This window comes from Pseudomonas coronafaciens pv. oryzae str. 1_6 (assembly GCF_000156995.2).
Classification (GTDB): Bacteria; Pseudomonadota; Gammaproteobacteria; order Pseudomonadales; family Pseudomonadaceae; genus Aquipseudomonas; species Aquipseudomonas tremae.
This window is the reverse complement of sequence record NZ_CP046035.1, coordinates 2,763,450-2,789,950: the sequence shown is the minus strand read 5'-3', so window position 1 is coordinate 2,789,950 and position 26,501 is coordinate 2,763,450. Positions and strand designations below refer to the sequence as shown.

Here is a 26,501-nt window from a genome sequence, read left to right as displayed (position 1 = left end):
GAGAGCTGGACATGAATACGCAGGTAAAACCCATCGTCTTGATCGCAGTCCTGAAAGCCAGGCCGGGCAAGGAGGCTGCATTGAAAGAAGCATTACTTACACTGGTGGAACCCTCCAGATCAGAACCGGGAAACATCGAATACGTGCTGTTCGAGAAGTCCGATGAGGCCGGGACGTTTTACATGCGTGAGTGCTTTGAACACCAGGCAGCGCTGGATGCGCATGTTGCCACGGCACACTATCAACAGTTCTCGGCGGCAGCCGGCGAACTGCTCGCCACGCCACCTCAGTTGATATTTCTTGATCAGGTATCGCACTGAGTCGGGACAGGTCGTTGCAATGCTTCAGGCTGTGATCAGAGAGCCTGAAGTCCATCAACTGTCGGGCGTGCCGCCCATTGCGGCGTAAGGTATTAGCCCGGCAGGATCAACCGGGCGTCGACCAGACGGCCCATTCTTCTCAAAGAACGGACTGAGCCGGATCGGGGGGGGGCTCAATACCTCGGTTTGACTGCTTTCCATTCCGGTTTGTACTTCTGCATCTGTTTTACATCATCGCGCTGACGAATCCCGCAGCTGTGGTACTGGTCGTTGAGCTTGCCGAGCTGGTCGTAATCCAGCTCCAGCCCGAGGCCGGGTGCCCGGGTGATGCTGACGCAACCGTCGACAATCGGCAGCTTTCCGCCCTTGATGACTTCTTCGTCCGGCTCCTGCCACGGGTAGTGGGTGTCACAGGCGTAATCCAGGTTGGGCACGGACGCGGCCACGTGGGCCATCGCCATGAGGCTGATGCCCAGATGCGAGTTTGAGTGCATCGACACGCCGAGGCCAAAGGTGTCGCACATCTTCGCCAGCGTCTGAGTGTCGCGCAGGCCACCCCAGTAATGGTGGTCGGCGAGCACGATCTGCACGCTGTCGAGGGCCACGCTGCGGCGGAACTCGTCGAAATCGGTCACGACCATGTTGGTCGCCAGCGGCAGGCCGGTGCGTTTGTGCAGTTCGGACATACCGTCCAGGCCCGGTGTCGGGTCTTCGTAGTATTGAAGGTCATCACCCAGCAATTCGGCCATGCGGATCGAAGTTTCCAGCGACCAGTTGCCATTGGGGTCGATGCGCAACGGATAGCCGGGGAAGGCTTTTTTCAACGCCTTGATGCAGGACACTTCATGTTCTGGGTCCAGCGCGCCGGCCTTGAGTTTGATGCTTTTGAAACCATAGGCTTCGATCATGCGTCTGGCCTGCGCGACGATCTGTTCCTCGTTCAGTGCTTCACCCCAGCTGTCTGGCGCGTAAGGCGCATCGGCATGCTGCGCATACTTGAAGAACAGGTAGGCGCTGAAGGGAATCCGGTCGCGAATCGCGCCACCAAGCAGGTCTACCAGAGGCAGGTTCATGGAGCGTGCCTGCACGTCCAAAAAGGCCACCTCGAACGCGGAATAGGCGTTGCTGACTGCTTTGCTGGCGTGTGAGCCCGGCGCCAGCTCGGCACCTGCCAGACTGAAGGGCTTGTGTGCGGCAACGGTCGCCTGAACGATACTGCGCAATAGATTGAGATTGAACGGGTCGACACCGATCAGCTGCTTCTGCACCTGTTGTTGAATTGCCAGCGCCGGAGCATCGCCGTAGCTTTCGCCAAGGCCTATGTAGCCGTTGTCGGTTTCGACCTCGATGATCGAACGCAGCGCGAAAGGCTCGTGGATGCCGCTGGCGTTAAGCAGCGGCGGGTCACGAAAGGCGATAGGGGTCACGGTCACACGTGTGATTTTCAAAGGACTGTCTCCCGAGGGTTCAGGGTTTTAGGCTGGAAGGGGTGCCAAGCGTGCCCTTGCGATGCAGCGGGGCGTGCTCGACGTCGGATGGGCGTCTGTCACCGCGCGGAGTGGTGCGGGCGAAGAAAATCACGATGGCGGCCAGCAGCGATGTGGCAGCAAGGCCGTACAAACCACCCTGTATAGAACCGGTGGTCTGCTCGAGGAAGCCGAATGTGGTGGGTGCCACGAAGCCGCCAAGGTTACCGATGGAGTTGATCAGTGCGATCACCGCTGCAGCGATGCGTGCATCGAGGTATCCCTGAGGAATTGGCCAGAACAGTGCCGACGCAGCTTTGAAGCCGATGGCTGCGAAACAGATGGCGACGAAAGCGAAAACCGGACCGCCAATGGTCGACATGAACATGCCGACAGAAGCGATGACCAGCGTCACGGCGACCCACGCCTGCTGATGTTTGAAACGCGCGGCAAGGGCGGCAAAACCGTACATGGCGACAATCGAGATGATCCAAGGCACCGAGTTGAACAGCCCTACCTCGAAGTCGCTGAAGCTGCCCATCTTACGGATCATGCTAGGTAGCCAGAATGTCGCGCCGTAGATGGTCAGCGCTACCGAAAAGTAGATAAAGCAAAACAACAGAATCTGCCGGTCGGCCAGCAAGCGGAATACCGAAGGCTTTACCGTCTGTGCGGCTTCGCGAAGCCGCTGTTCTTCGGCAATGGCGTTGACCAGCGCAGTTTTTTCTTCAGCGCTGAGCCAGGTTGCCTGGTGCGGATGCGACTGTAACCAGAACCACACGAAGCCACACAGGGCGATGGATGCAAAGCCCTCGATCAGGAACATCCATTGCCAGCCGTGCAGGTTCAACCCTTCTACGCTCAGCAACGCTCCGGATACCGGACCGGAGATCACCGAAGCAATCGCCGAGCCACTGAGAAACAGCGCCATTGCCTTGCCACGATCGCTTGAAGGTAGCCACTGAGTGAAGTAATAAATGATGCCTGGAAAGAAGCCCGCTTCAGCCGCGCCAAGGATAAAGCGCAGCACATAGAAGCTGGTTTCGCCCTGCACGAATGCCATGGCCATCGCCGCCGCGCCCCAGGTGAACATGATGCGCGTCAGCCAGGCGCGGGCGCCGTAGCGCTGCAGCAACAGGTTGGAAGGCACTTCGAACAGCGCATAACCAACAAAGAACAAACCGGCACCCAACCCGTACGCTGCGGCGCCTATACCCAGATCGGTTTCCAGATGGCTGCGCACAAAGCCGATGTTGACCCGGTCGATGTAGTTGACGATGAACATCACCACAAACAGTGGCAATACATGGCGTTTCACCTTGGAAGCGGCACGCGCGAGCACCGTGACATCCGTGGTGTGAGGGGTGGTATTCAAGCGATGACTCCCATTCATTGTTTTTTTGAGGGATGAGTCGATCATGGACGTGCGGATTATTCCCGTCTAATCTAGTTATTGACTTGATTGATACCTGGATTGGATCAATGTTCGAGCTTTCGCAATTGCGCTGTTTCACCACCGTGGCGACAGAGCTGAATTTTCGGCGCGCCGCCGAACGACTCAACATGACCCAACCACCGCTGAGTCGACAGATCCAGTTGCTGGAACACAATCTTGGTGTCGAGCTGTTCACCCGCAGCACCCGTAGCGTGGCACTCACCGCCGCAGGTCGGGCTTTTTTCATAGAGGCTCAGACGCTGCTGGAGAGGGCGCAGCAAGCGGCCATTGCCGCTCGACGTTTCGCGGAAGGTGACATCGGGTCGGTGACCATCAGTTTCGTGGGGAGCGCGGTGTATGAGTTTCTGCCCAAGGTGATTGCAGAGGCTCGGTTAAACCAGCCGCAGGTGAAGATTTCCCTGACTGAAATGAACACCTATCAGCAGCATGAAGCACTGAGGGCTCGGCGCATTGATCTGGGTATCGTCCGGGCGCCGCTGTTCCAGCCTGGTTATGAGAGCGAATGCCTGGTGCGCGAGCCTTTTGTGCTTGCGGTGCCTGGCAAGCATCCGCTGGCTAGCGAGGACAACGTAGGTGTGGTTGACCTCGATGGCGTTCCTTTTCTGATGTACTCGCACTCTGCTTACCCGCCATTCAACGAACTGCTGACCGGCATGTTTCGTTCGGCGCAGGTGGCGCCGGAGTATGTCCAGTGGCTTGGATCATCACTGACCATTCTGGCGCTGGTCAATGCCGGCATGGGGCTGGCGCTGGTGCCGCGATGCGCGACCAACGTGGTGTTCAAGGACGTTGTGTTTCGTGACATCGACCTGGGTGAGGGGGTGCAGAGCGAGTTGCATCTGGTCTGGCGTTCAGACAACGACAACCCGGCTTGCAGAATGCTGCTTGAAGCGATCCGCACCGCAGTAAGGTCTTATTAAAAACATGCCTGAAACAAGGTGCAGCTGGCCGGCGTCGACTATCATTTGTTCAGTCGATAGTCATCATCAAGCAAGGCAAGTTCTGTTTTTCCGGCAAAGGAGGAGGATGGCGTCATAGCCACTTGCTCTAAGGGAGACGACGCGATGAGAATGTTCAATCTGTTGACGCTTGCTGCTGTGTTAACAATCGCTAGCGTATTTTCGGCACCCGCCAGCGCTGCCGTCTCGTCCGCCACTCCAGCCTCCGAACAGTCCTGCCACTTCGCGCCCGTCGCCGACAGCGCCGCCAGTCTTCGGCACACACAGACAGTGGGTGTGCTGTACAGCGAAAACACCCTCAGCAACCTGCAGTATCTGAACAACTACCATTCGGTCGCGCTCGGGAGCGGGAAAAACCAGGCGCTCGATTCACGTATCCGCAATGCATTTATCAGCAGTTCAGACCCCAAGCTGGCGACGGACTGGCTGGTGGGGTCTCTGAGCAAAGAGTTCGCTTCCGTAACGGTCTACGACAACCTTGACGCACTGATGCTGGCGCGCCCGGACGTCGTAGTGATGCTCGACACCTATAACCGGCTGGTAAGCAAACGCAACAGTCAGGTCGAAGCGCGTTTCATGGCCCGCTTTTACGACAACAACCTGCAGTACATCGGCAAGGCAGAAGGCGAGGTGGTGAAGGACATCACATCAGTCTGGGTGCAGGGCAAGGCTGCGCCCGAGATTGCTGCACAGATCAATCAGCAGCGTGAACTTCAGGTCAGTGCATTGAAGCAGTTCGATGTGTCGCTGAAGTCGCTGGTGATGCAGGCTGATCGTGCCCAGGTGGCGGCGAACTGAGCGTGACTTGAAGATTCATCGCAAAGCGTCTGCAGGATGTCTTGTCGCGGTGGCTGGCGCACTGTGGCCTGTCTGTTTCACTCAAACCGATGCGCGGTCCGGTTTTACTGTAAAGAATTAATCACCGCTGCCGAGAGCATTACAGGTGAGCAGGTTACAACCCGGCTCGCATGATGAGCAGCAAGCCACGTGCGCTTTGACTGTAGTGACAGAGAAGCCTTGCGATGCTGAAAAAACTACCGGGTGCCTTGCGTACCCTGATGTCCGTGCCTTCCGATAATCCCCGGCTTTTGCAAGCCCAATACGTCGCTTTGTCCCGACAACTGCCGCTGATGTACTTCGTGCTGTTGGTCAATACGTGGGCGCTTGCCTTTACCCATTGGGCGACTGCCCCGATTTGGCTGACGTTGCTGGTGCCGACAGTCCTCACCATCGGGTGCGGCATTCGCGCGCGCAAGTGGCTGCTTTCGGTAAACAAGCCGCCGCCAGCTTCAAGTACCATTCTGGCGACGTTGCGCGGTACCAATGGGCTGGCAGGTATCATCGCCGCCGCCTTCGCGGGATGGTCCTTGGCGCTGTACCCCTATGGCGACTCCTATACCCAGGCGCACGTGGCGTTTTTCATGGGTATTACCGTGATTGTGTGCATTTTCTGCATGATGCATTTGCAATCTGCAGCCTTGACCACCGCGGTGATCGTCAACACCGCGTTCGTTATTTTCTTTGCTTCGACGCACAACATCACGTTTATCGCCACTGCGGCGAATATCGTGCTGGTGTCGATCGGTATGCTGATCATTCTTCGCTATCAGTACCGCGACTTCACCAGCCTGGTGAACGTCCAGGTCAGGACTGAACAGCTGAGCAACGAGAACCTGTTGCTGGCCAATCAGGATAGCCTGACCGGCTTGCCCAATCGTCGGCAGTTTTTCCAGACACTGGATACGGCGATGAACGAGGCACTGCTGCAGCGCAGCGGGCTTGCGGTGGGTGTGCTGGATCTGGACGGGTTCAAGCCGGTCAACGACCTTTATGGCCATCGTATCGGTGATCGGCTGCTGATGCTGGTCGCCGAACGGCTGAGCAGCGCTGCCAGCGATACAGTGCATGTGTCGCGGCTGGGCGGTGACGAATTCGCGCTGGTCATCAAGGGCGACATCAGTAACGAGGCGTTGCTGATGTTCGGCAAGCACCTTTGCACATTGATGCATGAAAGCTTCGAGCTGTCGGAAATCCCGATCCAGATCGGCGCGACCCTCGGTTTCGCGACGTTTCCAGCCACCGCCGACAATGCCACCCAGCTGTTTGAATATGCCGATTACGCCCTTTACCAAGGCAAGAACCACAACCCCGGGTCCACTTGCCTTTTTTCGGCCGGTCACCGTAAACAGCTGCATACCGATGGCGTAACCGAGCAGGCATTGCGGCGGGCGAATCTGGAGACGGAGTTTCACGTCCTGTTTCAGCCGATCATTGAAAGTTGCACACGTGAAACAGTGGCTTTCGAAGCGCTGGCACGCTGGAACAGCCCGGAACTCGGCGCAGTATCGCCTGCGCATTTCATTCCGATTGCCGAGCGGATCGGCATGATCAACAAGCTGACCGTACCTTTGCTGACGCATGCACTGCAGCGAGCATTGTCCTGGCCATCGCCGATCAAGCTGTCGTTCAATCTGTCGGCCCATGACTGCGCGACCTGGGAAAGCGTCAATAAAATTGTAGAGATCATTGAAAACAGCGGTTTTGACGCCTCGCGCCTTGATCTGGAAATCACTGAAACGGCCGTCATGCAGGACATTAACCAGGTTCAACAAGCGATTGCCCGGTTTCGCCAGTTGGGGTGCGGGATCTCCCTTGACGACTTTGGCACCGGTTACTCCAGTCTTAGCCAGCTGCACGCCCTGGCGCTGACCAAACTGAAGATTGATCGCAGTTTTGTGACCGGCGTGCATGACAATCCGGCCAGTTACAAGATCGTCAAGTCGCTGGTAGCCCTGAGCCTGGACATGTCACTGGGTTGCGTGATCGAGGGGGTCGAGACGCAGGACGAGCTGAACGCGCTGACGAGCTTGGGCTGCACGATGGTCCAAGGCTATTTCTACAGCCCGCCGATAACGTTCGCCGAGACACTGGTATGGATTGAAACGCCGGATGACGAGCGCACATTTGGTTACGCAGCTTCGTGCCCCATCTGATCTATTGCCCCTGAGCCATTCAGCATCGCGCGAGTGGGGTAATATGCATTTTCCTATGCCCACGGAATGCTGTTCATGAGTAAACCCGGACAGACTGTTCTCGTTGCACTGCGCAAAATGATTGCATCAGGCGAACTGGCGGCCGGTGAGCGCTTGATGGAAGTGCCGACTGCGCAATTGTTCGGTGTTTCACGCATGCCGGTGCGTATGGCCTTTCGTACGCTGGAACAGGAGGGCTTGCTGGTGCCCTTTGGCGGGCGGGGCTTTCAGGTACGTTCGATCAGCCCACAGGAAATCGCCGGCGCGGTAGATGTGCGTGGAGTGCTGGAAGGGCTGGCGGCTCGGCAACTGGCCGAGCGTGGGTTGACCCCGCAAGCCCGTGACGAGCTTCAGACGTGCCTGGATCTAGGCGATTCGCTGTTCGAGAAAGGCCACGTCACCGAAGATGACCTTGAGGTTTATCATGACCTGAATATGCGTCTGCATCGGGTAATTGTGGAAGGTAGCGGCAACCGGGCTATTGCCGATGCGCTGGCGCGTAACGATCATCTGCCTTTTGCGTCGGTCACGGCACTGGCAGTTGATCGCAATAACCTGATTCGCGAGTACCGACGCTTCAATTTCGCCCACATGCAGCATCATGCTGTGGTCGATGCGCTTATCAACGGCCAAAGTGCCCGCGCTGAGGCGATCATGCGTGAGCACGCCAATGCGACCCTGCGCTATGCCGAGATTTTCGGTACCTGCGTGCCCGAGCGCATGAAGGTCATTCAACCCTCCGACTGATCAGAGGTCGATGACCAGCAGAGGCGTCCTGGAGCGCGAGCAGCAGGGCGTGAACTGGTCGTTGAGCGCTTGCTCGTCCTCGGTCAGAAACAGGTCCCGGTGGTCGGGGATGCCTTTCAATACCCGCGTCAGGCAAGTCCCGCAAACGCCTTGCTCGCAGGACAGCGGAATATCGATGCCGTGGCTTTCAAGCACCTGAGCCACAGTCTTGTTGGCCGGAATAGCGATGACTTGACCGGTGCTGGCGATCTCGATCGAGAAGCTGTCGTCGTTGCTGGTGTCTACCGGCTCGGCGGAAAAATACTCGCGATGCAAATTGTCCTCGGACCACCCCGCACTGCGCGCGCTGTCGAGGATGTGCTGCATGAACCCACCCGGTCCGCAGACGTACAGATGACAGTCGGGTTTTGGGGCAGCCAGCACTTGGGCTGCGTTCAGTGCAGTGCCCGGTTGCTCATCGAGGTGCAGCGTTACCCGGTCGGCGAAACGCGACTGCTTCAGACGCTCGATAAAAGCCCCTCGTTCGGCAGAACGCACGCAGTAGTGCAGCTCAAAGTCGGCGCCGTCCAGGTCCAGTTGTTCCGCCATGCAGAGGATCGGCGTGATACCGATGCCGCCACCAAACAGCAGGCTACGACGGCTGTTCTCGGCCAGGGGGAAGAGGTTGCGCGGTTCGCTGATGCGTAACTGCGCGCCTGCCTGGATCTGCTGATGCAGGCTGCGCGAACCACCGCGTGAGGCCGGGTCGTTGAGCACGCCGATCAGGTATCGATGGCGCTCGTTCGGGGCGTTGCACAGCGAATATTGCCTGATCAGACCATCAGGCAGGTAGACGTCTATGTGCGCGCCGGCCGTGAAGGGCGGTAGTGGCTGCCCATCGGTACGCACCAGTTCAAAGCTGCAGATATCCAGCGCTTCGTCATTGCGTGATGACACCGTCACGTCGATCATGATGTTTCCTCGGGTGACCGCTGCAGGGTCACTTCTGATTGTTCTCAAAGCATCTGGCTGGGGTTTTGAACGTCACTTCGTGGCCATGACCGGGATCTGCTCGCCAGGGCTGGCCCGCTCGGCGGCGATCAGGCGTTCCAGGATTTTGCGTGACTGCACGCCACCGGCATCAATGTTGAGCTTGAGCAGGTTGCGATGGGGGTGCTGCAGCAGGTTCTGTTGCTGGCGCTCGAGCATTTCCAGGTCTTCGCTGAAAATCTTGCGCTGACCTTCGCGGATGGTGGCTGTCAGCGACTCATCAGCTGGATTGAAATTGCGCGCCATCCCCCAGAAATACCAGATGGATGTGTCGGTTTCGGGCGTGATGAAGTCGACGACGATGCTCGACGCCTTGAATTCCTGGGGTGCTTCATAGCCACCCTTGCCGGCATGGGCGACGCCGACTTCGATCAATACATGACTGGGCGGGGTGAAGCGACAGATCTGCCAGCGATCTACCGGCACGTCATCCGCAAGATTATTACCGCGCAAGGCCATTTGCCAGAATGGCGGTGGCATGATGTTTTCCATATGGCGCGCAGTGACGACTTCTTCGCCTTCGACGGTGGTGACGGGCGGCGCTTCGTCGATCTCCTTCTGGCCGATGCTTGAGGCATGCACGTAGGTTTCGTGCGTAAGGTCCATCAGGTTGTCGATCATCAGGCGGTAGTCGCACTGGATGTGAAACAGACCGCCGCCATAGGCCCATTCATCACTGACCGCCCATTCCAGATGATGGATCAGTGCAGGGTCCGCTTTTTCCTTGTCACCCGGCCATACCCATATGAAACCGTAGCGCTCGACGGCTGCAAAAGTCTTGTTACAAGGAAAACCCCGAACCCGCTGGCCTGGCATCGACACCGTCTTGCCATCGCTGCCCATCACCAGGCCGTGGTAACCACACACCAGTTGACCGTTCTCGACATACCCCAGCGAGAGCGGAGCGCCACGGTGCGGGCAGAAATCTTCGACGGCAACGATCTGCTGATTCTGATCGCGGTAGAACGCCATCTTCTCGTTGCATATCTGCCGGCCCAGCGGCTTGTCGGTGACTTCATCGGCAGTACAGGCGACATACCAGGCATTTTTTGGGTGCATGACGGTTCTCCACGGTTTGCTTATAGGTCTTATGGATCCACAGAATTGCGCACTTGTTTTCCTCAGGATCATTAATGCCACAGGACAGGCATTAATCCAATGATTAATTTAGTTAACTATTATTTAATGGATCCACAGAGCGCCTGTCAGACGGTTTTGTCGATCGTCAATGCCGCTCGCAGTAAAGGCGCCAACGCCTCCAGCAGGGTCTGGACAGAGCGCAGTGCCCGACAGTCGGGACGTGTCAGCAGCCACAGGTCGGTGCTGCAGCCCGCCAGCGGTTCGCTGAGGCGCTCCACACCCGTCAGGCCTCTGACTGTGAAATCCGTCAAGGCTGCTACTCCCAGCCCCGCAGTGACCAACTGGGATACGGCCGACATGCTACTACAGCGGTAGCGCGGTATCACCGCAGGGAATGCCTGTTTACGCCAGATCACTGAGGTGTGGTCCGGCATTGAATCGTCCGGGCTGATCCAGGGCACCGAGGCCGGGTTCTGCTCCAGTGCCTCACGGTAGTCAGGACGACCGCAAACGACGTATTCGGCACGTCCCAGGCAGCGCCCGATCAGATGCTCGGGTGGCGTGTTGGTCAGGCGAAGCGCAATGTCGGCATCCCGGCGACTGAGGTTGGCGAAGGCATTGGACGTCGCCAGCTCCAGGGTGAGTGCAGGGTACTGCGGCATGAACGTCGCAAGCGCTGGCAGCAGCAGACTGTGCAGTACGGCATCGGTACAGGTCAGGCGCACGGTGCCGCTGACCACGTGTTCGCCTTGCTGTAAGGCCACCCGAGCTGCGCTGAGAGCCATCTCGGCCTGCTCTGCCTGCTCGGCCATGGCCTGAGCGGTGTCGGTCGGAATGTAGCCTCGCCGATTCTTTTCAAAAAGGGCTGCACCGAGAGCCGTCTCGAGACGGTGGATTGAGCGAAATACCGTGGAGATATCAACGTGCAGGAGCTCTGCAGCGCGTGCCAGCGTACGGCCACGAACCAGCGCCAGCACCAGTGAAAGGTCTGCATGATTAATTTCATATTGCATGGCTGCAATGTTTCCTTGCCAGAATGCCCATGTCTGTTGCACAAGTGACTATCCTAGACTGCTTCCATGTTTTCCGGATAGCTGTATCGGTGCTGTCCGCTCCCTGCTTTTGCCAAGGATTCAACCATGTCACGACTTCCTTTGATCGGTGTCACCGCTTGCCGCCAGCAGTTGGGCAAGTACTCGTCTCATACCGCAGGCGATAAATATGTCGAGGCTGCCGCTTTCGCGGGTATCCCGGTCATCCTCCCTGCGCTGGACGAGCCCACGGAGCCTGCACAACTTCTGGCTTCGCTCGACGGATTGCTGTTTACCGGATCACCTTCAAATGTCGAACCTCACCATTATCAGGGCGCTCCGAGCCTGGAAGGCACTGCACACGATGTGTTTCGGGATCGAATGACGTTGCCGCTGCTCAGGGCTGCCATTGCTCGAGGCGTACCAGTGTTGTGCATCTGCCGGGGTTTTCAGGAGTTGAACGTCGCCCTGGGGGGCAGCCTGCATCAGCGAGTGCAGGACTTGCCTGACTATCTTGATCACCGCGAGCCGCAGAGCGAGTTGCTGTCAGTCCAGTACGCACCGCAGCACCCGGTGCAGGTGCAGAAGGGCGGCCTGCTGGAGTCGCTCGGTCTGGCACCGGGGTTCGAGGTCAACAGTCTGCACAGTCAGGGCATTGACCATCTCGCATCGGACTTGCGCGCGGAAGCGCTGGCACCTGACGGGCTGGTAGAAGCGGTTTCACTGCCCGGTGCGCCGGGTTTTGTGCTCGGTGTGCAGTGGCACCCGGAATGGGAGTTCAGGGAAAACCCAGTATCGATGAGGTTGTTCACCGCGTTTCGCGAGGCCTGTCAGGCTTATGCCCGTCGTCGTGATGACGCGATCAGCGGCTGAGTGTTGCCGGCAAACGTGATTTAATATCCGGCTTTGCCGCCTCGCGAAATGGAAGATCCGTTGCGTCGGGGCTTTGCTTTATTCATCGGATATCTTTCGCATAAGGCCACTATGGATACGGGAGCACGACTCAAGCTGGTGCGTGAAAGCTACAAGCTGTCGCAACGCGAACTCGCCAGACGCAGTGGTGTGACAAATGCGACGATTTCCCTGATTGAGCAAAACCGCGTCAGCCCCTCGATCAGCTCATTGAAGAAGCTGCTCGAAGGGATCCCCATGACTCTGGCGGATTTCTTCACCTTTGATCAGCCTCCGGGGCAGGACCAGTATGTCTTCCGGGCAGGTGATCAGCCTGATCTGGGCCGTAACGGTGTGCGGCTGCTGCTCGTCGGCGCAACGTTGCCGAGCCGTCAGATGCGTTTTCTGCGCGAGCAGTACGCGCCCGGTGCAGACTCCGGCGAAGAGCCCATCGTGCATAGCGAAGGCGAGGAGTGCGGGCTGGTCACGCGAGGCACTGTGGAGCTGACCATCAATGGTCAGGTCAACATCCTCGGTCCTGGAGACGGCTATTACTTCCCGACCACGCTCCCGCATCGCTTCCGCAACATCGGTCAGGACGAAGCCGAGATCGTCAGCGCCAATACGCCCGCCAATTTCTAGGCGTTCATCTGCATCAGGGCGCAACTCAACCTCGGTAACTATCGCTGCGCTGAGCCGGTCAACCGACTAGTCGACACGTCAGCCAACGGCCGGTTTTGGCGTTTCTTACCAGTCAAATGACCATAATATGATTTTTATCAGTTGTTCGAGAACCCTTTTGAAGGGCGACCAGTCCTAGCTGTAGAGAATATATCTCTCCTCTTATCAATAGCCTTGGAGTTTCTGGCGTGTCGGAAAATAAAGCCCGTGTCGACAATGATGCAACGGGAGACATCCAGCATCAGGGAAGGGATATTTTTTTCGCAGCGGTTGAAACAACCCGCATGCCCATGATCGTGACGGACCCCAACCGTCCCGACAATCCCATCATTTTTTCCAATCGTGCGTTTTTGGACATGACCGGTTATTCGGCCAGCGAGATCATTGGCACCAACTGCCGGTTTCTGCAGGGGCCGGATACAGATCGGGCGGTGGTGCAATCCATTCGCAATGCGATTCAGGATCGCGTCGATATTTCTACCGAGATCCTTAACTACCGCAAAGACGGTTCTACGTTCTGGAATGCGCTGTTCATTTCACCTGTCTACAACGACGCCGGTGACTTGATCTATTTCTTTGCATCGCAATTGGATATCAGCCGTCGCAAGGACGCGGAAGAAGCCTTGCGCCAAGCGCAGAAAATGGAAGCACTGGGGCAACTCACCGGCGGTATTGCCCATGACTTCAATAACCTGTTGCAAGTAATGGGCGGCTATATCGATCTGATCGGCACGGCGGCGGAAAAATCCGAAATTGATTTGCAGCGTGTTCGACGCAGCGTCCACCATGCCAAGTCTGCTGTTGAGCGTGCCAGCACATTGACCAAACAACTGCTGGCGTTTGCCCGTAAACAAAAGTTGCAAGGCCGGGTGTTGAACCTGAACGGACTGGTTTCCACCACCGATTCGCTTCTGGAGCGTACGTTCGGGCCGGAAGTGATAATCGAAACCGATCTTGAACCAACCCTCAAGAACTGTCGTATCGATCCGACCCAGGCGGAAGTAGCGCTGCTCAACATCTTTATCAACGCGCGGGATGCGTTGATTGGCAGGCCCAACCCCAAAGTGTTCATCGAGACACGCAATCTGGTGGTCGACGAGTTGGCAAACGTTTCCTATGACGGCCTGCTGCCGGGACGCTATGTCAGTATCGCTGTCACCGATAACGGTATTGGCATGCCTGCCAGTATTCGTGACAGGGTGATGGACCCGTTCTTTACTACCAAGGAGGAGGGCAAGGGCTCCGGGCTGGGCCTTTCGATGGTTTATGGGTTTGCCAAACAGTCGGGTGGTGCGGCGCGTATTTATACCGAAGAAGGCATCGGTACAACACTAAGGTTGTATTTCCCGGTGGACGAAGCCGGGCTGACGAAAATCGAATCGCCCCAGACAACAGAGAAACGTCTTGGCAGCAGCGAACGTATTCTGATTGTGGAAGATCGTCCGGACGTGGCCGAATTGGCGAAGATGGTGCTGGACGACTACGGCTATGTTTCCGACATTGTCCTGAATGCGCGCGAAGCGTTGAAAAAGTTTGAATCCGGGTGCATGTATGAGTTGCTGTTTACTGACCTCATCATGCCAGGTGGCATGAACGGGGTTATGTTGGCACGTGAGGTCAAACGTCGTTACCCGAACGTGAAGGTGTTGTTGACGACCGGCTATGCCGAAAGCTCTATCGAGCGAACGGATATCGGAGGCTCGGAGTTTGAGGTGGTTTCCAAACCCTGCATGCCTCATGACCTGGCGAGAAAGATCAGGCAGGTACTGGACGGTCCAAACGGAATAGCCTGAACCCATGAACAGTGAGCCGGACAGGATGTGCGGCTCATTCGAACTCCTCCAGTCTTCGCCCACTGCACTTTTAATTCTGCTACCGGCTGCTGCTGATTCTCGCCGTGCCCGCGTGACGTCTTTATCTAATATGCTGCTTGCTTAACTGACAACAGACAACGGGCTGTCCATGCCCACTGTTTATAAACGCAATGCCGAGTGCGCAACTGCAAAGTATTGACACGTCTGAAACAGGGCTGAGACATCTCGCTTCCTCGGTAGACAGTATTTTTAACTGCGCAAAAAAAGGGATGAAAAGTTTTAAACTTCTGCCGTGCCGATCAGGTCATTAAATTGGAACGCAGGTATTTCTGTGTTTTCTGCCAATGACATAAAGGACTACGACTATGATTCGCGACGATCGCATCGCCCCAGGCGCCCCTGTGTATCAGGAAACTCACGCAATGGCCCCGCTGCTTAAACGTATATCCTGGAGTGCGATTCTGGCCGGTGTTGTATTGGCCATGGTTGTATCGCTTTTGCTGAACCTGTTGGGTACTGCTATTGGCTCCGCCAGTATTGATCCCATGCAGGAAGCCGATCCGCTTTCCGGCATCGGTACTGGAGCAGGTATCTGGGTGGTCGTCAGTTCGGTGATCTCGCTGTTCGTGGGTGGCTGGGCCGCAGGGCGTCTGGCTCAGCGTGAAGGGGCTTTCCACGGCCTGCTGGTGTGGGCATCGGTGTCTTTGATCACTGTGTATCTGGTCTCCAGCGCTGTGACGGGCGTGGTTCGTGGCGGCCTCAATCTCGCAGGCAGCGGTATGTCTGCTCTGGGCAGCGGCATTGCTCAGGTAGCGCCGGCACTGGGCAGCAAGATCCAGGACCAATTGCGTGAGCAAGGCATCGACTTCAATCTGGACGATATCCAGGGCGAGATCGAAACGGCAATGCGCCAGACAGGCAAGCCTGAATTGAACCCGGACAATGTCAAGCAAGAGGCTCAGGCCACTCAGCAGGATGCGCAGAACACTGCCAGACAGAGCGCCCAGAATCCTCAGCAGGCCGACGAGCAGTTGGGTGGTTTGATGGACCGTATCAAAGCCAAGGGTGATCAGGCATGGGATGCTGCCGATCGTCAGGCGCTGGTCAACCTGATCAAGGCGCGTGGTAACAAGACCGACGCTGAGGCGAATCAGATCGTCGATCAGGCCCAGGCCAGCTATCGTCAGGCCTATGCCAAGTATCAGGAGCTGAAAGCTCAGGCAGAACAGAAAGCGCGCGAAGCGGCTGAAGTGACAGCCAAGCGGGTTTCGCAAGGTGCCTGGATTTTGCTGATCACGCTGGTGATCTCGGGCCTGGTTGCTGCAGGCGCAGGCGTACTGGGTCGTCGCACTCAGCCACCTGCCAAGGTTGTTGCTGCGATCTGATGCCAGGGTATCGCTCGTAAACTGAATTAAAAGAATGGGGAGCATTATGGCTCCCCATTCTTTTTGCGATCATCGGAATGATGACGCCGATATGCCTCGCGATTAACAATTCCTCAACAATCGCCCGCTTATACTCCCGACAGCTTGATCTCCCTCCTGATCTGACCTTTTTAAATTCGGTACGCGCCTTGATCACTTCCCGTGTTCTCTCGTTGATGCTGTTGAGTGCTGCACTGTTCTTCTTCGCGCTGGGCAATCACCAACTGCAAAACTCTACGGAGCCTCGAGTAGCGGGCATCGCCATGGAAATGCAGCTGAGCGGTAATTGGGTGACACCGACACTGAACCGCCAGCCTTTTCTGGAAAAGCCGCCGCTGAGTGTGTGGCTGGATGCGACGGCTATCCGCCTGTTTGGTGCGACTCCTTGGTCGGTGAGGCTTGCGTCTGCATTTGCGGGGCTGTTGGGCGTTTTGCTGCTTTACACGATGTTGCGTCGTTTTGGCCGCCCAGCCCCTGTCGCCTGGATGGCGGCATTTATTCTTGCGACCCAGGCCAGTTTCTGGAGCAATGCTCGGCAAGTGGGCGAAGACGCCTTGCTGGCATTGGGCGTGAGCACGGCGCTGCTGGCTTTTTTCCACGTCAGCCATCACTCGCGTAACCACCGCCGGGCACTGGGCATGTGGTTGCTGTTCGCTGTGGGCGTTGCTGTGGCGACTATGAGTAAAGGCGTACTGGGGCTTGCCATGCCCGGCGTGGTGATTTTCGCCTGGCTGGTGTGTGAATCCGTGCAGCAAAGACGTGTCGTGCCTGCGCATTGGCTATTGCCAGCAACATTCACTGCGCTGGCTCTGGTGCCACTGTTGGTATGGTTGTATTTCCTGTACGGACAGGGCGGGGTGCCGTTGTTGAAAGAGGTGCTCTGGACCAACAGTGTGGGTCGCTTCAGCGGCTCGTTCGAAGAAGCCGGTCATTACGAGCCTTTCTATTACTACCTGACCAAGCTCCCCGAAGCATTTTTGCCCTGGAATATTCTTATGTATCTGGGCCTGTGGCACTTTCGCAAGCAACTTCTGGCCAACCGTTATCTGCTGTTTTTCAGCCTGTGGCTGGCGGCGCAATTCCTGCTGCTGACGCTGGCGTCCAGTAAACGCATGGTCTACCTGATGTCACTGGCACCTGCAGCTGCCGTGATCGCCGCTGAATATGCCTTTGTGTTGGGCGAGAGGTTGCAGAGACGGTCTGCGAGTTCGGCGTTTGCAGCGTTCATCGTGAGCAACCGCAAGGCCATGACGACAGCGTGCGTAGCGCTGATTGTGGCGGGTTATTTGAGCGCAGCTTTCTGGCTGGCGCCTCGGGCGGATCGACATTTGTCGTTCCTGCCGCTGACCGACAAGGTCCATGCGCTGCAGATTCAGGGACATCTCGTCGCATTGTTTCAACCCAGCGAACGGCTGGCAGGCGCCAGTGTGTTCTACAGCCAGAGTCTGCTGGACACGCTCACGACGGATGCTCAGCTGAGTGCCTTTCTGAAAAGTCCCGGCGACAATATCGCTGTTATGGAAAGCCTGTCACCTCCGCAGCCACCTCTGCGGATCGTGGACAGTGTCAAAGTCGGGGAGCGGATTTACTATTTTGTCAGTCAGGCACCCGTGGCGGCAGGCGAATGACAAGTCGCTATACGACCTGGCTGCTGACCTGCGGGCTGTAAGGCACCCACTGCTTCTGCGGGATCGGCAGCTCGCACGATTCGCCACGGCCGATGGGGAAATAGTGGAAGCCGTGCTTTGCCAGTCGGTCGGTGTCGTACAGATTACGCCCATCGAAAATGACCGGTGCGGCCAGTCGCTGCTGGATCAACTCGAAATCCGGAGCCTTGAACTGCTGCCATTCGGTGCAGATGATCAGTGCATCGGCATCGTTCAGTGTGGATTCTGGCGTGCCCATCAAGACCAAGTCCTTGCGATGGCCGTAAATACGCTGGGTTTCCTGCATAGCTTCGGGGTCGAATGCCCGAACGCTGGCGCCAGCTGCCCACAACGCTTCCATCAGTACCCGGCTGGGCGCGTCGCGCATGTCGTCTGTGTTGGGTTTGAACGCCAGGCCCCACAGTGCGAAGGTCTTGCCGCGCAGGTCGCCTTGATAAAAGGCGTTGACCCGCTCGAACAGTTTGCTCTTCTGTCGCTCATTGATGGCCTCGACCACCGACAGCAGGTCATTGTTGCAGTGGGCCTCTTTGGCACTGTGGATCAGCGCGCGAATATCTTTGCCGAAGCATGAACCACCATAACCGCAGCCGGGGTAGATGAAGTCGTAGCCAATGCGTGAATCGGCGCCGATGCCCAGACGCACGGATTCGATATCAGCGCCCAGGTGTTCTGCCAGCTCGGCGATCTGATTGATGAAGCTGATCTTGGTTGCCAGCATGCAGTTGGCTGCGTACTTGGTCAGTTCGGCGCTGCGCAGGTCCATGAACATTATCCGGTCGTGGTTGCGGTTGAACGGAGCGTACAGCTCGCGCATGACTTTGCGCACCGCGTCATTTTCGCAACCGATGACGATCCGGTCCGGACGGCGGCAGTCATTGACCGCAGAGCCTTCCTTGAGGAATTCAGGGTTGGACACCACGTCGAATTGCAGCAGCCGGCCGGCCTGGCGCAGGGCCTTGTCGATATGGGTGCGCAACGCGTCGCCGCTGCCGACCGGTACTGTCGATTTCTCGACGATGATCAACGGTTCGCGCCGATGCCGCGCAATCGCGTCGCCCACCGCGAAAAAACCGCTCAGGTCAGCGGAGCCGTCGTCTCGTGAAGGTGTGCCGACCGCGATGAACAAAACCTCTGCATGTTCGACCGCCAGTTGCTCGTCGGTGGTGAAGTGCAGACGCTTATGATCCAGGTTTTCGCGGACTAGATTGGCCAGCCCAGGCTCGAAGATATGCACCTGGCCCTGACGTAACTGATCTATTTTGGCCTGATCGATGTCCATGCAGACCACATCGTGGCCAACTTCGGCCAGCACGGTTGCCTGTACAAGGCCGACATATCCGCTACCGAAAACGCTTATTTTCATGGGGAATATCCTGAGGTTGTGGGCTGGGGATGCGCCGGAGGTTGATGGTCAAGACACCTGCAACGATCAGCGTGACACCCACAGTTTTCGATACTGTGAATGCCTCATGGAAAAATGGCAGAACGGCGGCCAGGGTATAAACCAGTGCGTAGCTGATGCTCAGCAGCGAATAGGCGCGGCTCAGGGGCAAACCCCGAAGTGCCACAAGCCAGAAAAGCATGGAGAGTGCGTAGGCGATGATCGACGCGATAATCACGCCGACGGCATAGAGCTGGATATGTGTGTAGGCTTGCAGGTCTGGTAAGTGCAGAAGTGATGGCAAGCGGCTCATGCCCCAGCGCATACCCAGTTGGGCGCTGCTGACCAGCGCCACACTGGCTATGGCGCACAATGTCGCGCCGTGGCGGGTCATGCCTGACTTCCCAGCAAGACCACGCCGCCCACAATCAATGCGACGCCCAGCCAGTGCTGCAGGTCTACCGGCTCCTTGAAAACGTAGCGACCCACCAGGGTGATCAAGACGAAGTTGACGCCGAGCATGGGGTAGGCGACGCCGACCTCCATGCGCTGTAACACCATCAACCAGGTCAGCAGGCCGAGGCCCAGGCAGGTGATCGCCAGCCAGAGCCATCCTGATCGCAACGCAAGCCGCAGGCCGGGTAATACGCCGCGCCAGCTCTCTACCGCTTTCTTTTGCGCAATCTGGCCCAGACACGTCAGCAGGCAGGCGGTCATAAGCATCAGCGCAGTCATGACGCAGACTGCCCGTAGATGAGAATGATCAGGTTGCCCTCGTCGTAGCGCGTGGCGCCCTCGGGCAGCGACTCAAGCTCACGCAGCTCTTCGTCGCTCTTGCCGCGCATGATGACGCCGACCTGACCTTCACGGCGGGCCTTGGTCATCCAGGCATCGATATCATGCAGATGGACCTCGCGGCCCTGTGCATCCGGATACCCAAGACCGTATTCGAGTTCGCCCCAGGTATTGAACAGCGTGATGTCCGGCCTGCCCAGTCGCCACGACAGGGCCGATGCGGCGCCCAGGTCGTTGCTCAATAACGACTTGCTGGCGGCCAGCTCCGTTTGGTGCCTGGAGACGAACTGGTCAGGTGTCTTGTTGTACACCACATCATCGGGCAAGCCTGCTGGCAGCATGGCCACGAGCAACCAGCTACCGACCGCCGGCATGATCCAGAAAGTCTGCGGGCGAATGCTGTGGAGCGCATTGCTCAATGTCCAGCCGACGAGCACGACGATCGCCAACAGCAAGTGTGACGGTTCGTTCTCATACACCGGTTGTTTCAGTTGCAGGTACAGCAGCACCATAAGGCCAATGACGCCTGACGCTGCATTGAAAAGCCCGTTGGTACGCAGCGCCGCGCTGCGGTCTTGCCTGAGGCGATCAACCAAGGTATCAGCCATCAACAAGGCCAGAGGCAGCAGGCAAGGCAGCAGATAAGTCGGCAATTTGCCCTTGCTCAAGCTCAGAAACACCAACGGCACCCACAACCACAGAGACAGGAAGGCGATATTAGTCTGCTGCCGTCGTTGCCACGCCTGTTTCAACGTTACGGGCAGCAACAAGCTCCACGGCAGGCAGGCGACGATCAGCAGCGGCAGGTAGAACCACCACGGCTCTGCGTGCTGTGCATTGTTCCCGACAAAGCGCCGGATGTGCTCGTGCCAGAAAAAGTAGCGCCAGTAGTCGGGTTCTTGCTGATGCACTGCCAAAACCCAAGGCAGGCTTATCGTGACAGCGATCAGCACCGCAACGGGACCGAACCTGAACAGCTCGGCAAGGCGCTTCTGCCACAGCATGTAAGGCACGACGACTATCACCGGCAGAGCCCAGGCCAGAAAGCCCTTGGTCATGAAGCCAATGCCGCATGCCACGCCGATCAGCGCCCAGGCCAGCAGACGTGATCGACCGGTACTGTGGGCGGCATACCAGAACGACACGAGCGTGAGGTTGGCCCAGAACGTGAATTGAGGATCAAGGTTGCTGTAGCCAGCCTGGCCCGCAATGAATCCGAAGCTCATGAACAGCAGCGCGCTGGCAAAGCTTTTACGCCGGTCGCTCCACATCCTGGCGGCCAGCAGATAGGCGAGGGCGACGCTGAGGCCGCTGCTCAGCGCCGAAGTGATCCGCACACCGAACAGGTTCTCACCGAAAACTGCCTGCCCGAGGGCCATCCACCAGTAACCCGCAACGGGTTTTTCGAAGTAGCGCAGGCCCATGAAGTGTGGGGCCACCCAGTTTCCGCTGTGCAGCATCTCCTGGCTGATCTGGGCGTAACGCGTTTCATCCGGAATCCACAGACCGTGGAAGCCCAGCGGCAGTAGGTACGCCAGCGCGAACAACAGTACAAGCAGCGAAATGTCGCGTGTTCTGCGATCAATCATTGCTGCACCCCTAACCAGCCATCACGGCCCGCGAGCGTCCCCCGTACCACCTGGCCGGCGGGCAGTTGCTCGATAGAGGCGGGCAGCAGCTCGCCTAAAGGGGTGAAGCGGATACCCTGGGCGTGCGCCTGCGCCAACAGCTGCCTGAAACCGTTGGCCATGACAATGCCTTCCACCTCAGCGTGAAGCGTATAGACGTTTAGCGCCGGCTCGGCAAAGCGTCGCAGAATGTAGTCGTTGAATGCATCGGCCTGCAGATGTGGGCCGACCACCTCATCGAACGTTGGCAGGTCCACAGGTATTTGCGGCGTGCCGAGGCTGCCGTCGGCCAACAACGGGCGAAACAGCGTGGTGCCGCGACAGTCACTGTTGTAGCGGAAGCCGAAAGGCTGTTTGGCTTGCACGATGCGTTGGTCGGCACGCCAGCCGGCGGCTGCGGAGCAGGTCACCGGGTGGCCCAGAATGTCGCTCAGGCAATCCACGCCACGGTGTATCTGCGCCGTCAGCTGCGTATCGTTCCAGAGCCCGGCATTGGCCTGCCAGCCGTGATGGTCCCAGGCATGCAGTCCGACTTCGTGGCCTGCATCCAGAGCGCGGCGCATCAGCGGACCAAGGTCACGGCCGATCTGTTTGCCCGGCCAGGCAGTGCCTGCCAGCAGAATATCCCAGCCATACAGGCTTGCCGCCCGGGAACGAAGCATTTTCCAGAAGAACTGCGGCCGGACCAGACGCCAGAGATGGCGCCCCATGTTGTCAGGGCCGACGCTGAAAAAGAACGTCGCCTTTACCTGTGCTTCGTCGAGCAGGTCCAGCAGCCTGGGTACACCTTCTCGCGTGCCACGATAGGTGTCGACATCAATTCTCAGGCCTGCCTGCATCAGCGCTGATCCGCTTTTTCGATCATGGCTTCCCGAAGAAAGAAATCCAGGGTCTTGCCGATGGTTGTGCTCAGTTCGATGCCAGGCGTCCAGCCTATCAACTGCCGAGCGTTGGCGATGCTCGGTTTGCGATGGCTGACGTCCTGATAGCCCTTGCCATAGAAAGACTGGCTTTCGACATCGCGAAAGCCTGCGAACGGCGGAAAGTTGTCGCGCAGCGGGTGTGCTTCAAACTGTCGTAGCAGTTCTTCACCCAGTTGACGAATGCTGGCTTCGTTATCCGGGTTGCCGATATTGATAATCTGCCCGTTACAACGCCCGTCGCGGTTCTCGATAATTCGCGCCAGCGCTTCAATCCCGTCAGCGACATCGGTAAAGCAGCGTTTCTGGGCACCACCATCCACCAGCCGGATCGGCGTACCCTCCACCAGGTGCAAAATCAGTTGGGTAATGGCCCGAGAACTGCCGATGCGCGCCGAATCCAGTCGATCCAGACGAGGTCCCATCCAGTTGAAGGGCCTGAACAGCGTGAACTGCAGACCTTTCTGACCGTAAGCCCAGATAACGCGATCCAGCAGTTGTTTCGATACCGAATATATCCAGCGCTGCTTGTTGATCGGGCCGACGACAAGATTTGAAGTGTCCTCGTTGAAACTTTCATCCTGGCACATGCCATAGACTTCGGAGGTCGACGGGAAAATCACGCGCTTGTTGTACTTCACGCAATAGCGGACGATTTTAAGGTTCTCTTCGAAATCCAGTTCGAACACCCTTAGCGGGTTACGGGTGTATTCGATCGGTGTGGCGATGGCCACCAGAGGCAATACCACGTCGCACTTTTTGATGTGGTATTCGATCCATTCAGTGTGGATGCTGATATCACCTTCGATGAAGTGAAAGTTCGGTTGGGTGCGCAGGCGTTCTATGGCGTCCGAACCGATGTCCATGCCGTAGATTTCATAACGGTCATCCTGCAGCAGGCGCTCTGACAGATGGTTCCCGATGAAGCCGTTGACGCCAAGGATCAACACGCGGGTGCGACGAACAGGGCGGCGTTTCTGCGTATCCAGTAGCTGTGATCCTTCTACCAGCCCGAACTCGCGAGCCAGCTGCGCGCCGCTGAGGTACAGGCCTGCGTCACCACGCTGGCCGGCACGAATCACCAGTGATCCCTCGCCGCATGCAATGCGCAAGGGATCATGACTGATGACCGTCCCCGGTGCTTCGCCGTCATTGCGCAGTTCCAGGTCGGCTGCCCATATGATCAGTTTGTTGTCGCCCACCGCGCAAAATGCGCCGGGATAGGGCTGCGTGACGGCGCGTATCAGGTCATACAGGCGCGCAGCCGGAAGCGACCAGTCGATCAGACCATCAGCCGGAGTGCGCTTGCCGAAACAAGTTGCCCGGGATTCATCCTGGGGGGTGCCGGACAGCCTGTCCTGTGCGAGCAACGGCAATGTTTCGGAAAGCAGGTCCGTTGCGGCTTCACGCAGCTTGCCATGCAGTGTCAGGGCTGTATCAGTGGCGCTGATCGGGACCCGCTGTTGTGCAAACACGGGGCCTGCGTCGGCACGCTTGACCATCTGGTGCAGGGTGACGCCGGTTTCTGTTTCGCCATTGACCAGTACCCAGTTTGCCGGCGCCCGCCCGCGGTAGTGGGGTAACAGCGAGCCGTGGAGGTTGAAGGCTCCTTTTTTGGCGCAGGCCAGTAATGGCTCACCTAATAGCTGCCGGTAATAGAAGGAGAATATGAAGTCCGGCGCCAGTTTGGCGACACGCTCCACCCACAAGGGATGATTCGGGTCTTCAGGTGCATGCACGGTTATGCCGTGCCGTGCGCAAAGCCTGGCCACCGAGCCGAAGAACGTGTTTTCGTCGGGATCGTCGGCATGCGTATATACCGCAGCAATCTCATAACCCGCGTCCAGCAATGCTTGCAAACCGGCACAGCCAATATCGTGATAAGCAAAGACGACCGCTTTAGAGCTCATGGCGCAACCTTGTTAAGAAGGGGGGGGGCGGAAGAATCAACGTGTTCGGTCGCAGTTGGGGATGAACTGCGCACCACTTTTTCGATAAAGAAGCGCGGCCTTGCACGGACATCGCTGTACATCCGGCCCAGGTATTCACCCAGCAGGCCCATGCCGATGAATTGGCCGCCGGTAAATACAAATAACACCGCAAACAGTACGAAGGTGCCGCCGCCGGCCCACGTCGCGCCGAATATCAGGCGCAGGACGATTAACAGCACCGCGAACAACCCGCCGAGAAACGCCATGCTGAAACCGATGATGCTGAGCAGGCGAAGGGGCGTGGTGGTCATGCAGGTAATCAGGTCGAACATCAGGTTGACCAGCCGCATCGGGCTGTATTTGGAATCGCCGTGTTCACGTTCTGCGTGGTCAACCAGCACTTCGGTGGTGTGCCGCGCGAAACTGTTGGCCAAAATAGGGATAAAGGTGCTGCGCTCCCGGCAGGCCAGCATTGCGTCGACAATCGTGCGGCGGTATGCCCTCAGCATGCAGCCGTAATCGCTCATGGCAACGCCGGTCGAACGTTGTACCGCCAGGTTGATGAGCCTGGACGGCCAGCGCCGCCATGCTGAGTCCTGACGATTGTTGCGCACTGTGCCGACAACGTCGTAACCCTGTTCGGCTAGGTTGACCAGCCGGGGAATTTCCTCGGGAGGGTTCTGCAGATCGGCGTCGAGGGTGATCACCACGTCACCTTTGCAGTGTTCGAATCCCGCCATGATCGCCGCATGCTGGCCGTAGTTCCGGTTCAGTATCACCGCTACAAAAGGGCTGCCATAGCGCTCGGCGGCCTGCTGAAGGAGGTCCGCCGAGTCATCGCGGCTGCCATCGTCCACCAGCACGATTTCAAACGGGTGATTCAGTTGCCGACATGCTGACTCGGTCCGGCGCAGCAGTTCCGGCAGGCTTTGCCGCTCGTTGTAGACCGGGATGACGATCGACACGAATGTGATGGGATACGGTTTCACAGGCTGGATTCCAAGGTCGATTCAATGGCCCTGACAACCCGATCGACATCGTCGAGCGTCATGTCGGGAAACAGGGGGATGGAACACAGCCTGGAAGAATTCCATTCGGTATCAGGCAGACGAACATCCGGGAAGCGCTGGCGGTAGTAGCTGTGCAGATGAGTGGCGATGAAGTGGATGCCGGTGCCGATGTTCCGGGCCTGCAAGGCTTGCATGAAGGCATCGCGATCAAGCCCGCAACGTTCGGGATCGATACGCAGGATGAAAAGATGCCAGGCGTGCTGTTGCGCATATTCCGGCAAGCCCAGGGGAAGCACGGGGCTTGCCGCCAGGCGTTCCAGGTAATGACTGGCGAGCACTTGGCGCTTGGCATTGATGGCGTCCAGACGCTGCAACTGCACCAACGCAATACTGGCATTGATGTCTGCCAGGTTGTATTTGAAGCCCGGCTCGATCACCTCAGCCTGAGGTTTTCGACCCAGCGTCAGGCGGTCATAGGCGTCGACACCCAAGCCATGAAATTTGAGCTGACGCACATGATCCGCCAGCAGTGCATCGTCGGTCACGAACATCGCGCCTTCGGCACAGGTCATGTTCTTGATCGCATGAAAGGAAAAGATGGCAGTGCCTTGACGTCCGACAGGCCGACCCTTGTAAGCGGTGCCCACAGCATGTGCGGCATCTTCGATCACCGCTATGCCGTGCCGTTTGGCCAGCGTGTAAAGCGGGTCAAGGTCAAACGCTGCGCCTGCATAGTGGACAGGCACGATCGCTTTGGTGCGGGGGGTAATGGCCTTCTCGATCAGCGCAGCGCTGGTCATGAGCGTGTCCCGGTCTACATCCACAAAGACCGGTGTGGCCCCCAGCAGGCAGATCATGTTTGCTGTCGAAACCCACGTTTGCGACGGGGTAATCACCTCATCACCTGGCCCCACACCCAGCGCCAACAGCGCCACATGCATTGCCCCGGTGGCTGACGAAAGCGCGACAGCGTGCCGTGCGCCAACCCGTTCGGCGAATTGCTCTTCGAGCTTCTGACATTCCGGCCCCGTGGTAATCCATCCGGAACGCAGCACGCGTGTCATCGCAGCAATTTCTTCATCGCCCACGGACGGTCTCGAAAAGGCAAGAAAGGCCTGACGCATTTATTTCTTCCTCATGTACACGAGATGACAAGTAAATGAATATTTGCAGAGCATGGCGTGAATATAATGTGTTCGTTTTCGGCAGCCGCATATTGCCAACGTCGAGGCCATGAAA

General features: G+C 57.8%; 23 protein-coding genes. 10 read left to right on the top strand and 13 right to left on the bottom strand.

Annotated features, from left to right (window positions below; genetic code table 11):
- The first annotated feature begins 11 nt into the window (after positions 1-11).
- The gene (locus tag POR16_RS12605; RefSeq protein WP_024670079.1) at positions 12-320 is read left to right on the top strand and encodes a putative quinol monooxygenase; all 309 of its coding nucleotides are present in this window, start codon (positions 12-14) and stop codon (positions 318-320) included.
- A gap of 173 nt (positions 321-493) precedes the next feature.
- Here POR16_RS12605 and POR16_RS12600 read toward each other — a convergent pair whose 3' ends face one another.
- A complete protein-coding gene (locus POR16_RS12600; protein WP_005886786.1) occupies positions 494-1,768 on the bottom strand; it encodes a glucarate dehydratase family protein in 1,275 nt (424 codons plus the stop codon).
- A gap of 19 nt (positions 1,769-1,787) precedes the next feature.
- Positions 1,788-3,128 carry an MFS transporter gene (locus POR16_RS12595; RefSeq protein WP_024690660.1) on the bottom strand — a complete coding sequence of 447 codons (1,341 nt, stop codon included), beginning with the start codon at positions 3,126-3,128 and terminating at the stop codon, positions 1,788-1,790.
- A 140-nt stretch (positions 3,129-3,268) separates the two neighbouring features.
- Here POR16_RS12595 and POR16_RS12590 point away from each other — a divergent pair, with 140 nt between their 5' ends.
- The 4 genes from POR16_RS12590 (at position 3,269) to POR16_RS12575 (ending at position 7,980) form a co-directional block, all read left to right on the top strand.
- Positions 3,269-4,162 (top strand): LysR family transcriptional regulator, encoded by an 894-nt coding sequence (locus POR16_RS12590; protein ID WP_005886790.1) that lies wholly within the window; start codon positions 3,269-3,271, stop codon positions 4,160-4,162.
- Between the two features lie 144 nt (positions 4,163-4,306).
- Positions 4,307-4,999 (top strand): hypothetical protein, encoded by a 693-nt coding sequence (locus POR16_RS12585; RefSeq protein WP_005886792.1) that lies wholly within the window; start codon positions 4,307-4,309, stop codon positions 4,997-4,999.
- A 224-nt stretch (positions 5,000-5,223) separates the two neighbouring features.
- Positions 5,224-7,194 carry a putative bifunctional diguanylate cyclase/phosphodiesterase gene (locus tag POR16_RS12580; protein WP_005886794.1) on the top strand — a complete coding sequence of 657 codons (1,971 nt, stop codon included), beginning with the start codon at positions 5,224-5,226 and terminating at the stop codon, positions 7,192-7,194.
- Positions 7,195-7,269: 75 nt separating this feature from the next.
- On the top strand, positions 7,270-7,980 hold the full coding sequence (locus POR16_RS12575; RefSeq protein ID WP_053480909.1) for a GntR family transcriptional regulator: 711 nt from the start codon (positions 7,270-7,272) through the stop codon (positions 7,978-7,980).
- On the opposite strand, the gene POR16_RS12570 is transcribed toward POR16_RS12575, so the two are convergent.
- From POR16_RS12570 to POR16_RS12560, 3 genes are all read right to left on the bottom strand, one after another.
- On the bottom strand, positions 7,981-8,931 hold the full coding sequence (locus POR16_RS12570) for a PDR/VanB family oxidoreductase (protein ID WP_005886799.1): 951 nt from the start codon (positions 8,929-8,931) through the stop codon (positions 7,981-7,983).
- A 72-nt stretch (positions 8,932-9,003) separates the two neighbouring features.
- Positions 9,004-10,068, bottom strand: a complete 1,065-nt coding sequence (locus tag POR16_RS12565; protein WP_005886801.1) for an aromatic ring-hydroxylating dioxygenase subunit alpha — start codon at positions 10,066-10,068, stop codon at positions 9,004-9,006.
- Between the two features lie 146 nt (positions 10,069-10,214).
- On the bottom strand, positions 10,215-11,102 hold the full coding sequence (locus POR16_RS12560; RefSeq protein WP_005886803.1) for a LysR family transcriptional regulator: 888 nt from the start codon (positions 11,100-11,102) through the stop codon (positions 10,215-10,217).
- Positions 11,103-11,228: 126 nt separating this feature from the next.
- Here POR16_RS12560 and POR16_RS12555 point away from each other — a divergent pair, with 126 nt between their 5' ends.
- From POR16_RS12555 to POR16_RS12535, 5 genes are all read left to right on the top strand, one after another.
- Complete coding sequence (locus tag POR16_RS12555) at positions 11,229-11,993, top strand: gamma-glutamyl-gamma-aminobutyrate hydrolase family protein (RefSeq protein ID WP_005886804.1); 765 nt, start codon at positions 11,229-11,231, stop codon at positions 11,991-11,993.
- 111 nt (positions 11,994-12,104) lie between these two features.
- Positions 12,105-12,653, top strand: a complete 549-nt coding sequence (locus POR16_RS12550; RefSeq protein ID WP_005886806.1) for a cupin domain-containing protein — start codon at positions 12,105-12,107, stop codon at positions 12,651-12,653.
- 227 nt (positions 12,654-12,880) lie between these two features.
- Complete coding sequence (locus tag POR16_RS12545; RefSeq protein ID WP_005886808.1) at positions 12,881-14,485, top strand: hybrid sensor histidine kinase/response regulator; 1,605 nt, start codon at positions 12,881-12,883, stop codon at positions 14,483-14,485.
- Between the two features lie 386 nt (positions 14,486-14,871).
- The gene (locus tag POR16_RS12540) at positions 14,872-15,891 is read left to right on the top strand and encodes a hypothetical protein (RefSeq protein ID WP_005886810.1); all 1,020 of its coding nucleotides are present in this window, start codon (positions 14,872-14,874) and stop codon (positions 15,889-15,891) included.
- Positions 15,892-16,082: 191 nt separating this feature from the next.
- Positions 16,083-17,558, top strand: a complete 1,476-nt coding sequence (locus tag POR16_RS12535) for an ArnT family glycosyltransferase (protein ID WP_042931961.1) — start codon at positions 16,083-16,085, stop codon at positions 17,556-17,558.
- A 7-nt stretch (positions 17,559-17,565) separates the two neighbouring features.
- Here POR16_RS12535 and POR16_RS12530 read toward each other — a convergent pair whose 3' ends face one another.
- Genes POR16_RS12530 through arnB form a run of 8 tightly spaced genes read right to left on the bottom strand, consistent with a single transcriptional unit; the run spans position 17,566 to position 26,386 of the window.
- The gene (locus POR16_RS12530; RefSeq protein ID WP_005886813.1) at positions 17,566-18,960 is read right to left on the bottom strand and encodes a UDP-glucose dehydrogenase family protein; all 1,395 of its coding nucleotides are present in this window, start codon (positions 18,958-18,960) and stop codon (positions 17,566-17,568) included.
- A complete protein-coding gene (gene arnF / locus POR16_RS12525; RefSeq protein WP_005886815.1) occupies positions 18,938-19,372 on the bottom strand; it encodes a 4-amino-4-deoxy-L-arabinose-phosphoundecaprenol flippase subunit ArnF in 435 nt (144 codons plus the stop codon). The genes POR16_RS12530 and arnF overlap by 23 nt, the downstream gene beginning before the upstream one ends.
- Complete coding sequence (gene arnE, locus POR16_RS12520) at positions 19,369-19,713, bottom strand: 4-amino-4-deoxy-L-arabinose-phosphoundecaprenol flippase subunit ArnE (protein ID WP_005886817.1); 345 nt, start codon at positions 19,711-19,713, stop codon at positions 19,369-19,371. Before arnE ends, arnF begins: the two co-directional genes overlap by 4 nt.
- Positions 19,710-21,362: a lipid IV(A) 4-amino-4-deoxy-L-arabinosyltransferase gene (gene arnT / locus POR16_RS12515; protein WP_122381294.1), complete on the bottom strand. Its 1,653-nt coding sequence runs from the start codon at positions 21,360-21,362 to the stop codon at positions 19,710-19,712. Before arnT ends, arnE begins: the two co-directional genes overlap by 4 nt.
- A complete protein-coding gene (gene arnD / locus POR16_RS12510) occupies positions 21,359-22,240 on the bottom strand; it encodes a 4-deoxy-4-formamido-L-arabinose-phosphoundecaprenol deformylase (protein WP_024670779.1) in 882 nt (293 codons plus the stop codon). The genes arnT and arnD overlap by 4 nt, the downstream gene beginning before the upstream one ends.
- Entirely contained in the window at positions 22,240-24,231 is a 1,992-nt protein-coding gene (gene arnA / locus POR16_RS12505) for a bifunctional UDP-4-amino-4-deoxy-L-arabinose formyltransferase/UDP-glucuronic acid oxidase ArnA (RefSeq protein WP_122381295.1), read from the bottom strand. Before arnA ends, arnD begins: the two co-directional genes overlap by 1 nt.
- On the bottom strand, positions 24,228-25,241 hold the full coding sequence (gene arnC / locus POR16_RS12500; protein ID WP_122381296.1) for an undecaprenyl-phosphate 4-deoxy-4-formamido-L-arabinose transferase: 1,014 nt from the start codon (positions 25,239-25,241) through the stop codon (positions 24,228-24,230). The genes arnA and arnC overlap by 4 nt, the downstream gene beginning before the upstream one ends.
- On the bottom strand, positions 25,238-26,386 hold the full coding sequence (arnB, locus tag POR16_RS12495) for a UDP-4-amino-4-deoxy-L-arabinose aminotransferase (protein ID WP_005886827.1): 1,149 nt from the start codon (positions 26,384-26,386) through the stop codon (positions 25,238-25,240). The genes arnC and arnB overlap by 4 nt, the downstream gene beginning before the upstream one ends.
- Positions 26,387-26,501: the final 115 nt, after the last annotated feature.

What these genes read in the sequence shown, in the direction of transcription:
- POR16_RS12575 (WP_053480909.1), top strand. Translation starts at nt 7,270, where the DNA reads ATGAGTAAACCCGGACAGACTGTTCTCGTTGCACTGCGCAAAATGATT.
- POR16_RS12540 (WP_005886810.1), top strand. Translation starts at nt 14,872, where the DNA reads ATGATTCGCGACGATCGCATCGCCCCAGGCGCCCCTGTGTATCAGGAA.
- POR16_RS12560 (WP_005886803.1), bottom strand. Translation starts at nt 11,102, where the DNA reads ATGCAATATGAAATTAATCATGCAGACCTTTCACTGGTGCTGGCGCTG.
- arnD (WP_024670779.1), bottom strand. Translation starts at nt 22,240, where the DNA reads ATGCAGGCAGGCCTGAGAATTGATGTCGACACCTATCGTGGCACGCGA.
- arnE (WP_005886817.1), bottom strand. Translation starts at nt 19,713, where the DNA reads ATGACTGCGCTGATGCTTATGACCGCCTGCCTGCTGACGTGTCTGGGC.
- POR16_RS12550 (WP_005886806.1), top strand. Translation starts at nt 12,105, where the DNA reads ATGGATACGGGAGCACGACTCAAGCTGGTGCGTGAAAGCTACAAGCTG.
- POR16_RS12605 (WP_024670079.1), top strand. Translation starts at nt 12, where the DNA reads ATGAATACGCAGGTAAAACCCATCGTCTTGATCGCAGTCCTGAAAGCC.
- arnB (WP_005886827.1), bottom strand. Translation starts at nt 26,386, where the DNA reads ATGCGTCAGGCCTTTCTTGCCTTTTCGAGACCGTCCGTGGGCGATGAA.
- POR16_RS12585 (WP_005886792.1), top strand. Translation starts at nt 4,307, where the DNA reads ATGAGAATGTTCAATCTGTTGACGCTTGCTGCTGTGTTAACAATCGCT.
- POR16_RS12555 (WP_005886804.1), top strand. Translation starts at nt 11,229, where the DNA reads ATGTCACGACTTCCTTTGATCGGTGTCACCGCTTGCCGCCAGCAGTTG.
- arnF (WP_005886815.1), bottom strand. Translation starts at nt 19,372, where the DNA reads ATGACCCGCCACGGCGCGACATTGTGCGCCATAGCCAGTGTGGCGCTG.
- POR16_RS12570 (WP_005886799.1), bottom strand. Translation starts at nt 8,931, where the DNA reads ATGATCGACGTGACGGTGTCATCACGCAATGACGAAGCGCTGGATATC.
- arnA (WP_122381295.1), bottom strand. Translation starts at nt 24,231, where the DNA reads ATGAGCTCTAAAGCGGTCGTCTTTGCTTATCACGATATTGGCTGTGCC.
- POR16_RS12580 (WP_005886794.1), top strand. Translation starts at nt 5,224, where the DNA reads ATGCTGAAAAAACTACCGGGTGCCTTGCGTACCCTGATGTCCGTGCCT.
- arnT (WP_122381294.1), bottom strand. Translation starts at nt 21,362, where the DNA reads ATGATTGATCGCAGAACACGCGACATTTCGCTGCTTGTACTGTTGTTC.
- POR16_RS12565 (WP_005886801.1), bottom strand. Translation starts at nt 10,068, where the DNA reads ATGCACCCAAAAAATGCCTGGTATGTCGCCTGTACTGCCGATGAAGTC.
- POR16_RS12590 (WP_005886790.1), top strand. Translation starts at nt 3,269, where the DNA reads ATGTTCGAGCTTTCGCAATTGCGCTGTTTCACCACCGTGGCGACAGAG.
- POR16_RS12530 (WP_005886813.1), bottom strand. Translation starts at nt 18,960, where the DNA reads ATGAAAATAAGCGTTTTCGGTAGCGGATATGTCGGCCTTGTACAGGCA.